Origin of the sequence: Bacillus cereus group sp. RP37 (genome assembly GCF_040459695.1) — a bacterium.
Taxonomy (GTDB): Bacteria; Bacillota; Bacilli; order Bacillales; family Bacillaceae_G; genus Bacillus_A.
This window is the reverse complement of record NZ_JARVHP010000001.1, coordinates 1097490-1112303: the sequence shown is the minus strand read 5'-3', so window position 1 is coordinate 1112303 and position 14814 is coordinate 1097490. Positions and strand designations below refer to the sequence as shown.

Here is a 14814-nt window from a genome sequence, read left to right as displayed (position 1 = left end):
CTCATCATCACCTCTGTTAGCACTCTTTGTCTTTGAGTGCTAAATCTATTAATAACTTACCAAAATTGACATTCAATTGTCAACGGAAACGTCACGAAATAATGAAACTTTTTCACGTTTATGGAACATTTAATTAGTCAATCAAAAATGATTGGAATACTTCATTCCCTAATAATTTTCCTTTTCGCGTTAAACGAACATATCCGTCGCTCTCTTCAAGCAATCCTTGTTCTTGGTTGCTTTGTAACTGCTTCGCGAAAACTTGATCCATTTCCACATTAAATTTATTGCGAAACGCCATTTTTGACACACCTTTTGTTTTTCGAAGCCCTAAGAACAACTCTTCTTCCATTTTTTCTTTCTCCGTCACCGCGTGAACATCTAAATACGGAAATCCAGTTTCATCGATTTTATTGAAATATTGCTTGAGCGGTCCTACATTTTGGATACGTTCTCCATTTACATAACTATGCGCTCCAGCTCCAAATCCATAATACTCTTCATTATTCCAGTATGTGAGATTATGTCTACTTTCATTATCACCTTTTGAGAAATTGCTAATTTCATACTGGGTATAGCCATGTTTCTCCATTTCATCCATTACCATTTCATACATTTTCGCTTCATGATCTTCACCTGGAAGTCTTAATTTCCCTTTATTCATTAAGTTATAAAACACAGTTTTCGGTTCCACAATTAATGAATATGCCGAGAAATGTTGCACACCAAGCGTAAAGGCAATATCTAATGTTTCTTTTACATCTTCTATCGTCTGCCCTGGCAGAGCATAAATAATATCTACATTTATATTTTTAAAGCCCACTTCCTGCGCTTCTCTAATTGCTACAAATGCATCTTCCCTCGTATGCTTACGTCCAATTTTCTCAAGCAACTCATCTCGAAATGTTTGCACACCAAAACTAATTCGGTTCACTCCACCTTCTAGCAATACATTTAACTTCTCTTTCGGTAAATCACCCGGATTCGCTTCAAATGTTAATTCACACTTCGGGGCAAACGGACGTAAACGACGGTTTATAATATCTAATAATTTCTTTGTCTGCTCCATATTTAACGCTGTCGGAGTTCCCCCGCCAACAAAAATCGTTTTCATACTATCAAACGGTACCTTTTGGACTGTATTTATTATTTCTTTCTCTAAATAATCTAAATATTGATCGACCGGCTGGCGTTCAATAAACACTTTATTAAAATCACAATAGTGACAAATATGCTGACAAAACGGAATATGAATATATGCAGCTTGCACCAAATATAACTCCTACCTTTCTAAAAAGAAAACCTCCGCGCTCGGGAGGCTTCTTTACTTCTCTAACGTATTACGAATTTGTTCCATTCGCATTTTTCCCCAATCATACATCATTTCAACGATTGGTAAAAGCGACATGCCTAATTCCGTCATATAATACTCCACTCGCGGAGGAATTTCTGGGTATACTGTTCGTTCCACAATCCCATCTTCCATTAACTCTTTTAATTGGTTCGACAAAACTTTATGAGAAATGCTTGGGAATAGTCGCTGTAATTCACTAAAACGATGAGGCCCTTCCACACCAAGATGCCACAATATTACAACTTTCCACTTCCCACTAATAATAGAAAGCGTCAATTCCTTTTCACAATTAAAATTGCCATTTTGTATTTTCTCTTGAATATCTTTTCGAATATTTTCGGACATTAACAGACTCCTAACTCTATATGAACTAAAAAGCTCTCTCACTATTGTAAATGAGAGATGCTAAGATGTCTAAAAAGTAATGATATAGAAAAAAGAAGCCGCATAAACGACTTCTTTTTATTCCAATTATTAGTTGTCATCCATTTTCAGTACAGCCATGAATGCTTCTTGCGGTACTTCTACAGAACCAACAGACTTCATACGTTTTTTACCTTCTTTTTGCTTATCAAGAAGTTTACGCTTACGAGAAATGTCACCACCGTAACATTTAGCAAGTACGTTTTTACGCATCGCCTTAATTGTAGAACGTGCTACAACCTTGTTTCCGATAGTCGCCTGAATTGGTACTTCGAACTGTTGCCTTGGAATTAATTCTTTTAATTTCTCTACGATTACTTTACCACGGTCATACGCTGAATCACGATGCACGATAAATGATAAAGCATCTACTTGTTCATTATTTAAAAGAATATCCATTTTCACAAGTTTAGACGGTTTATAACCAATTAACTCGTAGTCAAATGATGCATATCCTTTCGTATTTGATTTCAATTGATCAAAGAAATCATATACGATTTCTGATAACGGAATTTCGTATGTTAGTGTAACACGTGTTTCATCTAAATATTGCATATCAATAAACGTTCCACGTTTACCTTGGCAAATTTCCATTACTGCTCCAACATAGTCATTCGGAACCATAATTGACGCCTTCACAAAAGGCTCTTCTACACGGTCGATAGACTGTGGATCTGGCATATTAGATGGATTATCAACAATAACATCTTCACCGTTTGTTAAATAAACTTTATAAATAACGCTTGGCGCTGTTGTAATTAAGTCAATCTTGAATTCACGTTCAATACGTTCTTGAATAATTTCCATGTGAAGTAGTCCTAAGAAACCACAACGGAAACCAAAACCTAAAGCTTGAGATGTTTCAGGCTCAAATTCAAGAGCAGAATCATTCAATTCTAATTTTTCTAACGCATCACGCAAGTCGTTATAACGGGCAGAATCGATTGGATATAAACCACAGAATACCATTGGGTTTAACTTACGATACCCTGCTAACGCCTCTGCAGCCGGACGTTTTGCATGTGTAATCGTATCACCTACACGTGTATCACCTACGTTTTTAATAGATGCCGCTAAGAAACCTACATCACCTACTGTTAACTCGTCACGTTGCGTTGTTTTCGGTGTAAACACACCTACTTCTGTTACTTCAAATTCTTTTCCAGTTGCCATCATACGTACTTTATCGCCAACTTTTACCGTTCCATTTACAACACGGATATATGCAATTACACCGCGGTACGGATCATATAAAGAATCGAAAATCATACATTGTAAAGGCTCTTCTGAATCACCTGTTGGAGCCGGTACCTTTTCAACGATTTGTTCTAAAATATCTTCAATACCAATACCAGCTTTCGCTGAAGCAAGTACAGCTTCCGATGCATCTAAACCAATTACATCTTCTACCTCTTGACGTACACGTTCTGGGTCCGCACTTGGTAAGTCGATCTTATTAATAACTGGTAATATTTCTAAATTATTATCAAGCGCTAAATATACGTTCGCTAATGTTTGCGCCTCAATCCCTTGCGCTGCATCCACAACAAGAATTGCACCTTCACAAGCCGCTAAACTACGAGATACTTCGTACGTAAAGTCGACATGTCCTGGAGTATCGATTAAGTGAAGAATATACTCTTCACCGTCTTTCGCTTTATACATTAGTTGTACTGCATTTAATTTAATTGTAATACCGCGCTCACGCTCTAAATCCATAGAGTCAAGCAATTGAGCTTTCATTTCACGTTGTGTTAACGCGTTTGTTTTCTCTAAAATACGGTCTGCTAACGTTGATTTTCCGTGGTCAATATGAGCAATGATAGAGAAATTACGGATTTTGGACTGTCTTTTTGCTCTTTCTTCTTTGTTCATCTATGTTCTCAACTCCTAATAGTCTCGCCAATATACACTAGCACTGATTATATCAATAGAGCAGCAAAGATTCAATGAAAACTCGTGCCGCTTACAATACAAATCATTCTATCTATATCTTATGCGAACAAACCATAAGAGACAAACCTTTTTCAAATTTAAAAACGGCTGTCGTACAAAATGGTAAGACAACCGTTCTTCCTGCTACCCTTAACTAAAAATCTCTTTCACTTTCCCAACAACTATATCCGTTCCAAACTTTGTTACTTCGTAAGTAGCACTTGCTATTGCCATACCAATTCCTTCTACAACATTAAAACTTTTTAAGCGTTCTAATTGTTTTTGTTTTTCAGTAACGGAAAACGAACTTCCCAAAATTTCTGATTCAGCACCCGCACCCTCTGTTCCTGTCATATGAGCTATTTGTTCATACGACATTTGCTGATAACCTTTCATACTTTTCAAACCATGATTAGCAAGTGCCACCCCTGCTATGATCATAAGTAAACATAAGGCCGCACTACATATACATAAAAGCGAAAAGCGGCTTAAATGATTATCGTCTCTTCCCATCAATGTGTATATGCTCCTGTATTATCTTGGTCAATTTGATGATGTAAGGCTGCATTTAAACCACTCGCTATTACATTTGCCATATCCTCTATGAAAGCATCCACTTCTTTCGGAGTCACCATTAAATTATGGCCAAGAGGAGATAACACTTCATAAATTAATTTTCTCTTTTCTTCATCTTCCAGTGTACCTACAGCACCTAAAAACATATTCCGGCTCTTTTCATCCGGCATATCTTCTTCTGTTAATTTTTTCTTTTCTCCAAATGTAAAACCAGCTGGCAACAAAGAACGTGAAGGTTTGTTTCCTTCTTTCATCTCCCGTCCAAAATGTTTCAAAATAAAATCAATTGTATCACTTGTAATCGAAACGGCATCAACCACAGTCGGAACACCAATCGCGATAACAGGAATACTCAATGTCTCTTTACTGAGTTCCTTACGTTTATTCCCAACACCCGATCCAGGATGAATTCCCGTATCAGAAATTTGTATCGTACTATTTACTCGTTCAATAGAACGGGCAGCTAATGCATCAATTGCAATGACAAAGTCTGGCTTTGTCTTCTCAATGATTCCATAAATGACATCACTCGTTTCAATTCCTGTAATTCCCATTACCCCCGGTCGAATTGCACTAACAGGCCTAAACCCTTCTTCTACACTTTCAGGCTGCAATTGAAACAAATGTCTCGTTACCAATACATTTTCTACAACGATTGGTCCAAGCGCATCTGGCGTTACATTCCAATTCCCAAGACCAACAATTAAACAACTCGCTTCTTTCGTAACGCCAACCTCTTCTAAGAAATAAGAAAATTCTTTTGCAAAAACACGCTCTACTTTTTGTTGCAGTTCCGTATCTTGTTGACGTATACCTTGTACTTCAAGTGTTAAATAATTTCCAGGTTTTTTACCCATCGATTCAGAGGCAACTTCATCAATCGTTACTTTCGTAATAGTAATACCTTCTTCTTCCCTCTCTTTTACAATAACTCCTTGTATCCCTTTTTGCTCTTCCTGGCGCTCTTGCAGCATTTGATGTGCCTCTACAGCAAGGTCAGTTCTAACACTATATTTACTTAAATCTAATGGTTCTTTCATCGTATCTCCTCCGTAATTCATAGTAAATATCGTTAGATTTCCCAAAGTTATATTAGGTCATTCTTTCCTTTACGTGAAATTTCATTGATATACTATTGCAATTCTCTTCACCGTTTGATAAAATATCACTTGTTCTATGTAAGAATCGAGTCATTCGATTGCACCAGGGAGGTGAAAAGTATGGCAAACATCAAATCTGCTATCAAACGCGCTAAACTTAGCGAAGAGCGTCGTTCACATAACGCTTCTATCAAGTCTGACATGCGTTCTGCTGTTAAAACTGTAGAAGCTTTAGTTACTAATAACGATCTTGAAAATGCTAAAGAAGCTTTCAAAACTGCTTCTAAAAAACTTGACAAAGCAGCTCGTAAAGGTCTTATCCACCAAAACGCTGCAGCTCGTCAAAAATCTCGCTTAGCGAAACAAGTAAACGCGTAAGGCGTTTAAAAAACGATCCATTTGGGTCGTTTTTTTATATACAAAAAAGTTCACGTACTTAGTACGTGAACTTTTTTGTATCACTACATATGATTTAATCGCATTAAGAAAAACTCGAGTACAAGCTTCTTATCCATCTTTCCCGTTTTCATACTATAATCAGCTTCTGCTAATTCTATAATCACTTTTTTTAATTCTTCAAAAGAGAAAAACTTTGTTTGATTCATCGCCAGCTTTACACGATACGGATGCACACCAATATGAGACGCTATTTGATTTTGCCCATAACCACGTTGTTGTAACTCTTTCACTTGATGCAGCAAGCGGAATTGACTCACTAATAACGCAAGCAGTTTAATTGGTTCTTCCTGCTGCGTAAATAATCCATCCAAAATTTGCATCGCACCCGCAATATCTTTTTTTACCACTTTTTCTGTTAAAGCAAACACATTTTGTTCAACCGATTTTGGCACAAGCTCTGCAACAAGTTTCGGGGTAATCTCTCCGCCCATACCGACGTATAACGTTAACTTGTCCATTTCCTTCGCCAACATCGTTACATTACTTCCCACAAGTTCTAACAACAAACTAACAGCCGCATTATCAATATGTACATGCACTTCATCTGCACGAGCAACAATCCACTTCTGAACATCCTGCACTTGCATCGCATTCGCTTCTACTACGTCCGCTGTTTTCTTTAATAGTTTTGTAATTTTTTTTCGTTCATCAAGTTTTTCGTAAGGCGCAACAAAAACAAGAATAGAAAATGGAGAAGGCTCCCCAATATATTCTTCTAAAATTTTCATATTTTGCTCTAATTTTTCTTTTTGTGAAGTTAAAAATAGTGGTGATTTTATTAATAGCACTTTACGTTCTCCGAAAAAAGGAAGTGTACGTGCGTCCTCAACCACATCTTCTAAATACGCTTCTTCTAAATCATATGTCACAACATTAAACTCGCGATCTTCCTCTTCAAGCGCTTCTGTTGTAATAAGCTTTATCGTTTCATTTATAAAAAACTCTTCCGTTCCATACAGTAAATATAACGGAGCAAACTGCTTCTTTTTAATCTTTTTATGTATATCACTCATACTTTTTCCTACTCCCTAACTTGGCAATATATATTTATACTAATGCCCTAGCTTTTGTTTTACAAGTACAAAGGAACAGGCTGTATAACCCGTCCCTTTATTTATATTAAACGCCACGCAATAAGCCCCGGGTTTCTTATTGGTGTGCGGTAATCACCTTCCCTTTATTATTCACAATAAAAATTCGAGTATAAGTGCCAACTGTTAACATGCTTGGAAACAAAAAACTCACGTTACTTCCTGATCTAAAAGTAGTAAAAACACTCGATTTCTCTTCATATGGAAATTGTAGATTTTTTTCTGACAATATTTTATACTAAAGTGGAATGTTGGGGAGGGATTCTAAATGAATGATTTTGAACAAAACGTTCAAAGTAAACGCAATGACGCTATTGATTCAGGGGTAGGATTTATCGTCTCATTTGGTTTTTTCGCAACACTTTTCATCATTGCAACTGTTATTAAATTTATTGGTTCTTAAAGACTGCTGCTTACTGGCAGTCTTCTTTTTTATCTATTATGTGTTTCATCATATGTGATTTTGCTACGAAAGGTTCCGTGTTCCCCTTTAAAAACATAGGAAATAGCACCTTGCTTATCCGTACGCCATATTTCAATCCCCATCCTCTCAAAACGCTCTATAACTTCCTTATGAGGGTGCCCATACCTATTACGCTCACCAGCAGAAATAATCGCTACATTAGGCTGTACAGCGCTCAAAAAAGGCACTATAGATGACGTGTTACTCCCATGATGAGCAACCTTTAAAACATCCGCCCGCAACTCTGGATACGTAGCTACTAAAAATTTCTCTCCTTCTTCTTCTAAATCACCTGTAAACAGCCACGTTAACCCTCCTAATTTTGCCCATAGTACAATTGAAGCATTATTTTCACTTCTTTCCTTTCCTGTTGGAGCTAGTACGAAAAATTCCGCTTCATTTACGCTCCAACTCTCTCCTTCTCCCACTTCTCTTATTTTCACTCCCTTTTCTAACGCCTGTTTCTTTACCAATTTTTCTAATACCGCATCTTGTTCCTTTCGGCCAAATACAACTTCTTTCACGGTCATATTTGATAATAACTCTTGCGCAGCACCTATATGATCCGCATCTCCATGCGTTACGATTAATTTATCTATTGTTTTAATTCCTTCCTTTTGTAAATAAGGGATTAAAACATCCTGTCCAACAGAAAATTCATGCTTTTTCCGTTGCCATTCTTCCTTATTTACACGAATTGTTCCACCAGTATCAATGAGGTAAATTTCTTTATCGTACGGGAGGCGAATTAAAATTGCGTCTCCCTGTCCAACATCAAGAAATGTAACACTACCGCTTTCCCGAAAATACGGATATACATAATGACATGTACAAACAAAAAGAAATATACCCGAAGCTATGAACATAATCCCCTTCGACATCCGCCTTTCCCAAACCATTACTATACTAACAATACTCACGCAATATAGAGCTACCAGAAGTATAGACGTTTGCCCGAAAATAAGGCGGGTAAATGGTAAACTTTCACAATAATTTAGAAAAGCATTAGAAAGATTCAAACCTACTGATAGTACATTCGCAAGTCCTTTTGCAAGAAACGGAACAATCGGTATACATACCAAAATAATAATACTACACGGCAATACAATGAGAGATAAAAACGGAACGTATAGGAAATTCAGAAAAATACTATATGGAGAAAAGTAACCGAAGTGATATAACAAAATTGGAGTACTAACGAGCTGCGAAATAAGAGAAATATAAATAGAATTTCTGATTACTCCATTACTACTCTCTAGTAAAAGTGGGGCAGATAAGAGTAAAGCAAAACTACCAACGAAAGAAAACTGAAAGCCGATATTAAAAATAAGATATGGATCAAATATAAGCATACATATAGCTGTTACACTTAAAGCGTCTAAGCTAGATAAACGAATAGAACACATGAAAGCAACTAACATCAAAACTCCTGTTATAGAAGCTCTTATAACAGACGGTGATGCTCCTGCTAAAATCATATATAGAGGAATACAGAAGATAAGACATACTGTTGCTACCTCCCTCGTCACACCACTTCTTAGCAAAATAAAATACACGATCACCATTAACAATACGATATGCGATCCTGAAATCGCCAACAAATGCACAAGACCAAATTGTTGATATTGCTCTTCAACTTCAAATATCATTTGCTGTCTATCACCAAATACTAATGCATTCATAAAAGCACCTGATTGCTCTGGAAACATTTCTGTAACTCCCGAGATTGCTTGCTGTCTCAAAAGAAGAATCCATTGCACGAGTGACAATGATGTTTTCTGGCATTCAGAAATATATGTAGTATCAAATGTGAAATGAATATTTTGCCTATACAAATAATCCCGGTAATTAAAACCATGAAAATTACGGGCTATTTGCGGTTCTTTTCTCTCACCTTCGAATATACATGATACTCCTGCATGTAATTGTCGCAGTTGTTTCTTTTCCACGGCTGATTTAATTTTGTAACTTAACTGCACTATATTTTTATTCTGATCTTCAACTTGAAATGATAGGCGATCGCCGTTAATAAGAGGGGTATTTCGTATCAATCCTCTTGTAACTTCATAGAAGTCTCCTAGAGGATTATTTTGCCCTTGAACATACGTAGTGTACATAACGCCGCTAAAACACGCTATCATACAAAAAAAGAAGGTTTTACGCGAAGTACGATACAAACAAAAGAAAACATATAGAACGAGACCACAAGCCAGCAATAAAACCGAAGAGGAGAAGGCGATTGCAATCCCTACTATAAATGAGATTGCAACATAGCCCCATTGTCCTTGCAACTCATACCCACTCCTTATAGCATCATTTTTGCTTTCGTGAATAAGTGCTGTAATTCTTCCATTGATAAGTTCTCTTTTTCTAAAGATGCAAATAGTTCTTTTAACTCCATATGACGCTTTTGATCCTCTAATGCTGCAATATTATATTCTAGCGGAACGTGTTTCACTGTTACATTCGCTTTTTCAAATAACTCTACGGCATATGGATGATTTTTATAATCCTGCGCATAATAAACCGCTGTAATGCCACTTTGAATAATTGCCTTACAACATTGTAAACAAGGGAAATGCGTAACATAAATTTCTGCTTCCTCCGTTTTCACACCAAACTTTGCACATTGTAATAAAGCATTCATTTCAGCGTGAATTGTACGAACACAATGATTATCAATGACGTAGCATCCGTCATCTATACAATGTACGCCACCTTTAATTGAACCATTATATCCACCAGCAATAATTCGTTTATCACGAACGATCGTCGCTCCTACTGCAAGCCTTGTACATGTACTACGTAAAGATAGCAAATGGCTTTGCGTCATAAAATATTGATCCCATGAAATTCGTTCCATATTTTTCACCTACTTTTTTGTCTACTTGTAGTGTAGCGAATGAAGAAAAACTTCGTCAATCTTTTATGGAATAATAATTTGATCTTTTATTTTTTCCAGAGACTTCACACCAATCCCATCAATCTCTAACAAATCTTCTATTTTCTGAAACGGTCCATGTTCCTCTCGATATTTCAAAATACTTTCTGCTTTCCGAGAACCAATGCCTGTAATTTTTTCAAGTTGTTCTTTAGAAGCTGCATTTATTTGAACTTTCCCCTCCCCCTTTGAAATAGCAGCTACTTCTTGCACTTGTTCGTTTTTATTCGGTACATAAAGGATCATTTGGTCTTGTACTATTTGCGCTAAATTTACCTTCTTCCTATCTGCCTCGGGCAAAAATCCACCTGCCTTTTCAATGGCATCCTTGACCCGGTCCCCTTCTTTCATTTCATACACCCCCTCTTTAACAACAGCCCCTTTCATATCAATTACAATTATTTTTTTCTGCTGCTTTGTATCCGATATTTTCGGTTTACTTTTTTTCTCTATCTCTTTCGCTTGAACATCCGTTGCAATGAAGGACTGCTCTGTATGCTGGTTCGTTTTCCAGAAAAGAAGAAAAAGTACAGTTCCAATAATAGCTACTAACCCTAACCATTTCTTTGGAAAATCCCACATCATTTTTCACCTCTAATCATAAATTTATAACATCATTCATATTGTTTAGGAGAAAGCTGTTACGAAGGAGGGATGAAACATTGAACATAGGAATTATAGGGACAGGGAACATGGGGAATATACTAATCGACGCATTTTTAGAAACCCGTGCTGTCAAACCTTCGTGCCTTACAATCATTAATCGAACGCCCGCCAAAGCATATCATATAAAGGAAAAATACCCTTCTGTTCATATAGCCAAAACTATCGATGAGGTAATCGAACGATCACATCTTATTTTTATTTGCGTAAAGCCAATAGATATATACCCGATCCTACAAAAATACGCTGAACATTTTTCTGATGAAAAGTGCTTAGTTTCTATCACAAGTCCAATATCTCCATCACAATTAGAGACACTTGTACCTTGCCACGTCGCACGTATCATTCCGAGCATTACAAACCGCGCCCTGTCTGGCGCATCACTATTTACATTTGGAAGTAAATGCTCCGAAGAGTGGCAACAAAAACTATTTCGCCTATTCAAAAACATTTCCACTCCCCTTGTAATAGAAGAAGATATAACGCGCGTTTCATCTGATATAGCAAGCTGTGGCCCTGCATTCTTTAGTTATTTATTACAATGTTTCATTAACGCTGCTGTAGATAAAACAAATATTACACATGAAGAAGCCACTACTTTAGTAAGTGAAATGGTCGTTGGAATGGGGAAACTACTTGAAAAAGGGATTTTCACATTGCCTACTTTACAAGAAAAAGTATGTGTTAAGGGCGGCGTTACAGGAGAAGGCATTCTTGTTTTAGAAGAACATGTTGGGGATATGTTTCATAAATTAATTGAGCGGACACACGAGAAATTTGATGAAGATTTAAAATGCGTTGATCAGCAATTCAATAAACACACATAATAAATACGTCATCGTCATTCCAAATCCTTTTTATAAATACTTACTTTTTTTCATTGCATTTTCACTTAAACTAGCATTTTCACACTTCACGTATATCATCTTCTTATTATTCTAGAACTAAAATTACAGCTTCTTTACAAAACAAAAGCAACCTTCTCGGTTGCTTTTGTTTTATCCCGCTATTTGCTGGACAGTAAGACCCCACCTCAAAACTCAGCGAAAGCAAAGCAGTTAGGTGAGGGATCAACTGCCCGTAAAAGCCCGATTGGTTCAACTAATAATCAGCGAGGGGCTTCGCCCCCCGCTGATTAAAGTTTCACTCTATCCATTTTTCTTCGCCATGAAGAAAATACGCTCTGTTTGTTCTGTAACTTCAAGTCGTTCAAAGTCACCAGTCACGCGAAGCACTGTAAAACCAGCTTCTTCAAGCCATTTCGTTAACTCTTCAACCTGATATGCACGTTGCACGTGACATTCGTCAAAACGATGGTACACATCTTCTTCTGGGTCTTGAACAAAGAATGTTAAGTCATGTTCTACACTATTTGACTCTTCACCAGGGAAGCAATTCCAAATAAGAGATATTTCTTCTCCATTCACTGTGTATGTTTCATTTTGAAATACATGATGTATTTTATATAAAGAATGTACATCAAATAAAAACAAACCATCTTGACGTAAATGGTGAAACACTCTTCGAAATGTTTCTTGCACTCCATCTTCTTGCAATACATAATTTAATGAATCACAAAAAATAGTTACACAGTCAAACTCACCCGGAACATCAAGCTCTCGCATGTCTTGTTGGTAAAAAGGAATAAAATATCCTTCTCCGCCTAGTTTTTGCTGAGCGACCGTTAACATTTCTTCTGAAAGATCGACACCGATTAAATCGTAACCCTTTTGTACAAGCGGAAGTGTTACATTACCAGTACCGCATGCTACATCAAGAATCTTCGCCTCTTTCATATCCGCTTGCTGTAAACTTTCCTCTGTGAATTCCACCCATTTATCATAAGGAACATCATTCATTAGTTCGTCGTACAACAATGCAAATTGTTCGTATTTCATTGGTCTAGCTCGTCTGTAATATCTTCACGCGGCACATCGCCCCAAAGACGCTCTAAATTATAGTGATTACGCTCATCTTTATGGAATACATGGGCAACTACATCTCCAAGGTCAACTAACACCCAGCGTGCTTCGTCAAAACCTTCCATACGTTGTACGTCGATTTGGAACTCATGTGCTTTTGATTTAATTTCACGCGCAATTGCTTGCACTTGCTTATCTGAGTTACCGTGACAAATAATAAAATAATCTGCAATTGGTGAAATACCTTGCATATTTAGGACAACCATATCTTCTGCTCTCTTATCATCAGCCGCTTTTGCTGCTAATACTAATAAATCTTTATCTTTCATCTACTAATTTCCTCCTTGATAACTGCGTTGTATGTTTGGAATGTTAATGGATAAATCGTTTGATTTTTTTCCATTAAAAATTGAATTGTTCGCTTTAACGCAAATAATAAAGCTTGATTTATATCCGTATATGCGAGTTTGCGAGCTTCCTCCACCCCTGGAAACTTTCGCCCAGGCTCAATGTAATCAGCTACATAAATTACTTTATCTAACATCGTCATTTTCTCATGACCACTTGTATGATATGTAATAGCTTGCAGGATTTCAGGATCCGTAATGCCTACTTCTTTTTCTACTAAGTATGCCCCAACAGGTGCATGCCATAACTCTTTGTTATAACAAAGTAAATCTTTCGGCAAATCTTCACTTTTAATAATCTCTTCCATCTCAGAAATCGCTCTACACTTCGCATAATCATGGAATACAGCTGCAACTTCAGCCTTTTTTTCATCCACACCGTATAACTTAGCAAGTTCAATTGCTGTCTCCATTACACCAATTGTGTGTATATAACGTTTTTCATGCATTTGTTGTTTGACAATATGAAGTGCTTTCTCACGATCCATACAACCCATTCCTCTCGATATATACCTGTACTTTTTCAGGAAGTAAATATTTACATGTTTTCTTCTCTTTATATCTCTCACGCAATAAAGATGAAGAAACTGCAAACTCCGGAATTTCCACAGTGGTGATAGGATAAGGTGTACGCAATGTATAACCAGGTCTTGCAACCCCAACAAACGTTACAAGATCAAGTAACGCTTCAATGTTATACCACTTTGGTAAATACTCAACCATATCTCCACCAATAATAAAGTGAAACTGCACATCCGGATACTTCTTCGTCAATTGTAACATAGTGTCATACGTATAAGATGGGCCCTTCCTGCTTAGCTCTTCTAAACAAATAGAAAAATGTTCCTCTGCCTCAGTCGCAAGCTCTAACATTTGTAAGCGATTTTCTACACTTGTAATATTCCGCCCTTGTTTATGCGGTGGAATTTGGTTCGGCAAGAACCATACTTCTTCTAAATTCAAAGCGTGATATACTTCATTTGCAATTAGCAAATGTCCATAATGTGGCGGATCAAATGTACCGCCAATGATGCCAATTTTTCTCAAAAGAAACGCCCCTTCCTTTTACGTACAGCAACTCTCTTCATTTCTATCCGAAGAGAGTTCACTGTTAATAAAAGTTCAATTGGTTTCGTTCTCTACATCATTACGAACTAGCAATAAAAATAGCATATGCTAGCCTTTTTATCGAGGAAGCTTAATTTGCTTATTTTCTCTAGATTCTTTGTATAAAACGATTGTACTTCCAATTACTTGAACGATTTCAGCACGTGCGCCTTTTGCAAGCTCTTCTGCAACTTCACGACGATCAAATTCACAATTTTGTAGTACGCTCACTTTAAAGAGTTCACGAACTTCTAATGCTTCTCCAATCTGTTTCACCATATTTTCATTTACGCCACCTTTTCCAACTTGAAAAATCGGTGTTAAATGATGTGCCTTTGCACGTAAAAATCTTTTTTGTTTTCCTGTTAACATA

The 14814-nt window shown here is 36.9% G+C and carries 17 protein-coding genes; 3 read left to right on the top strand and 14 right to left on the bottom strand.

What is annotated here, in order from left to right; translation table 11 throughout:
- Positions 1-133: 133 nt before the first annotated feature.
- The 5 genes from hemW to gpr all read right to left on the bottom strand — a co-directional run bounded on the left by hemW (position 134) and on the right by gpr (position 5328).
- Positions 134-1273 (bottom strand): radical SAM family heme chaperone HemW, encoded by a 1140-nt coding sequence (gene hemW / locus QCI44_RS05885; RefSeq protein ID WP_033659774.1) that lies wholly within the window; start codon positions 1271-1273, stop codon positions 134-136.
- 51 nt (positions 1274-1324) lie between these two features.
- Positions 1325-1699, bottom strand: coding sequence for a winged helix-turn-helix transcriptional regulator (locus QCI44_RS05880; RefSeq protein ID WP_016086232.1), 375 nt, complete (start codon positions 1697-1699; stop codon positions 1325-1327).
- A gap of 129 nt (positions 1700-1828) precedes the next feature.
- Positions 1829-3652 carry an elongation factor 4 gene (gene lepA, locus QCI44_RS05875; protein WP_016086231.1) on the bottom strand — a complete coding sequence of 608 codons (1824 nt, stop codon included), beginning with the start codon at positions 3650-3652 and terminating at the stop codon, positions 1829-1831.
- Between the two features lie 210 nt (positions 3653-3862).
- Entirely contained in the window at positions 3863-4228 is a 366-nt protein-coding gene (locus tag QCI44_RS05870; RefSeq protein WP_353811032.1) for a YqxA family protein, read from the bottom strand.
- Positions 4225-5328 (bottom strand): GPR endopeptidase, encoded by a 1104-nt coding sequence (gene gpr / locus QCI44_RS05865; RefSeq protein WP_116363328.1) that lies wholly within the window; start codon positions 5326-5328, stop codon positions 4225-4227. Before gpr ends, QCI44_RS05870 begins: the two co-directional genes overlap by 4 nt.
- Positions 5329-5508: 180 nt before the next feature.
- On the opposite strand from gpr, the gene rpsT reads away from it, so the two are divergent.
- The gene (rpsT, locus tag QCI44_RS05860) at positions 5509-5766 is read left to right on the top strand and encodes a 30S ribosomal protein S20 (protein ID WP_001274014.1); all 258 of its coding nucleotides are present in this window, start codon (positions 5509-5511) and stop codon (positions 5764-5766) included.
- Positions 5767-5849: 83 nt separating this feature from the next.
- On the opposite strand, the gene holA is transcribed toward rpsT, so the two are convergent.
- Positions 5850-6860: a DNA polymerase III subunit delta gene (gene holA, locus QCI44_RS05855; RefSeq protein WP_016086228.1), complete on the bottom strand. Its 1011-nt coding sequence runs from the start codon at positions 6858-6860 to the stop codon at positions 5850-5852.
- A 346-nt stretch (positions 6861-7206) separates the two neighbouring features.
- Here holA and QCI44_RS05850 point away from each other — a divergent pair, with 346 nt between their 5' ends.
- Entirely contained in the window at positions 7207-7341 is a 135-nt protein-coding gene (locus QCI44_RS05850) for a YqzM family protein (RefSeq protein ID WP_000997609.1), read from the top strand.
- Positions 7342-7370: 29 nt separating this feature from the next.
- On the opposite strand, the gene QCI44_RS05845 is transcribed toward QCI44_RS05850, so the two are convergent.
- The 3 genes from QCI44_RS05845 to QCI44_RS05835 all read right to left on the bottom strand — a co-directional run bounded on the left by QCI44_RS05845 (position 7371) and on the right by QCI44_RS05835 (position 10927).
- On the bottom strand, positions 7371-9692 hold the full coding sequence (locus tag QCI44_RS05845; protein WP_088084355.1) for a DNA internalization-related competence protein ComEC/Rec2: 2322 nt from the start codon (positions 9690-9692) through the stop codon (positions 7371-7373).
- Between the two features lie 14 nt (positions 9693-9706).
- A complete protein-coding gene (locus tag QCI44_RS05840; protein WP_016086226.1) occupies positions 9707-10264 on the bottom strand; it encodes a ComE operon protein 2 in 558 nt (185 codons plus the stop codon).
- Between the two features lie 63 nt (positions 10265-10327).
- Entirely contained in the window at positions 10328-10927 is a 600-nt protein-coding gene (locus tag QCI44_RS05835; RefSeq protein ID WP_016086225.1) for a helix-hairpin-helix domain-containing protein, read from the bottom strand.
- 77 nt (positions 10928-11004) lie between these two features.
- On the opposite strand from QCI44_RS05835, the gene comER reads away from it, so the two are divergent.
- The gene (comER, locus tag QCI44_RS05830) at positions 11005-11832 is read left to right on the top strand and encodes a late competence protein ComER (protein ID WP_016086224.1); all 828 of its coding nucleotides are present in this window, start codon (positions 11005-11007) and stop codon (positions 11830-11832) included.
- Between the two features lie 321 nt (positions 11833-12153).
- On the opposite strand, the gene QCI44_RS05825 is transcribed toward comER, so the two are convergent.
- From QCI44_RS05825 to yhbY, 5 genes are all read right to left on the bottom strand, one after another.
- The gene (locus QCI44_RS05825; RefSeq protein WP_000873069.1) at positions 12154-12903 is read right to left on the bottom strand and encodes a class I SAM-dependent methyltransferase; all 750 of its coding nucleotides are present in this window, start codon (positions 12901-12903) and stop codon (positions 12154-12156) included.
- On the bottom strand, positions 12900-13256 hold the full coding sequence (rsfS, locus tag QCI44_RS05820) for a ribosome silencing factor (protein ID WP_000653203.1): 357 nt from the start codon (positions 13254-13256) through the stop codon (positions 12900-12902). Before rsfS ends, QCI44_RS05825 begins: the two co-directional genes overlap by 4 nt.
- Complete coding sequence (yqeK, locus tag QCI44_RS05815; RefSeq protein ID WP_016086223.1) at positions 13253-13822, bottom strand: bis(5'-nucleosyl)-tetraphosphatase (symmetrical) YqeK; 570 nt, start codon at positions 13820-13822, stop codon at positions 13253-13255. The genes rsfS and yqeK overlap by 4 nt, the downstream gene beginning before the upstream one ends.
- A complete protein-coding gene (gene nadD, locus QCI44_RS05810) occupies positions 13812-14381 on the bottom strand; it encodes a nicotinate-nucleotide adenylyltransferase (protein ID WP_016086222.1) in 570 nt (189 codons plus the stop codon). The genes yqeK and nadD overlap by 11 nt, the downstream gene beginning before the upstream one ends.
- Before the next feature lie 138 nt (positions 14382-14519).
- The gene (gene yhbY / locus QCI44_RS05805) at positions 14520-14813 is read right to left on the bottom strand and encodes a ribosome assembly RNA-binding protein YhbY (protein ID WP_016086221.1); all 294 of its coding nucleotides are present in this window, start codon (positions 14811-14813) and stop codon (positions 14520-14522) included.
- Between the last annotated feature and the right edge of the window lies 1 nt (position 14814).

Coding starts and splice junctions, on each gene's coding strand:
- holA (WP_016086228.1), bottom strand. CDS start 6,860: ATGAGTGATATACATAAAAAGATTAAAAAGAAGCAGTTTGCTCCGTTA.
- QCI44_RS05880 (WP_016086232.1), bottom strand. CDS start 1,699: ATGTCCGAAAATATTCGAAAAGATATTCAAGAGAAAATACAAAATGGC.
- lepA (WP_016086231.1), bottom strand. CDS start 3,652: ATGAACAAAGAAGAAAGAGCAAAAAGACAGTCCAAAATCCGTAATTTC.
- yqeK (WP_016086223.1), bottom strand. CDS start 13,822: ATGGATCGTGAGAAAGCACTTCATATTGTCAAACAACAAATGCATGAA.
- rpsT (WP_001274014.1), top strand. CDS start 5,509: ATGGCAAACATCAAATCTGCTATCAAACGCGCTAAACTTAGCGAAGAG.
- QCI44_RS05825 (WP_000873069.1), bottom strand. CDS start 12,903: ATGAAATACGAACAATTTGCATTGTTGTACGACGAACTAATGAATGAT.
- QCI44_RS05840 (WP_016086226.1), bottom strand. CDS start 10,264: ATGGAACGAATTTCATGGGATCAATATTTTATGACGCAAAGCCATTTG.
- QCI44_RS05850 (WP_000997609.1), top strand. CDS start 7,207: ATGAATGATTTTGAACAAAACGTTCAAAGTAAACGCAATGACGCTATT.
- QCI44_RS05835 (WP_016086225.1), bottom strand. CDS start 10,927: ATGATGTGGGATTTTCCAAAGAAATGGTTAGGGTTAGTAGCTATTATT.
- rsfS (WP_000653203.1), bottom strand. CDS start 13,256: ATGAAAGATAAAGATTTATTAGTATTAGCAGCAAAAGCGGCTGATGAT.
- gpr (WP_116363328.1), bottom strand. CDS start 5,328: ATGAAAGAACCATTAGATTTAAGTAAATATAGTGTTAGAACTGACCTT.
- yhbY (WP_016086221.1), bottom strand. CDS start 14,813: ATGTTAACAGGAAAACAAAAAAGATTTTTACGTGCAAAGGCACATCAT.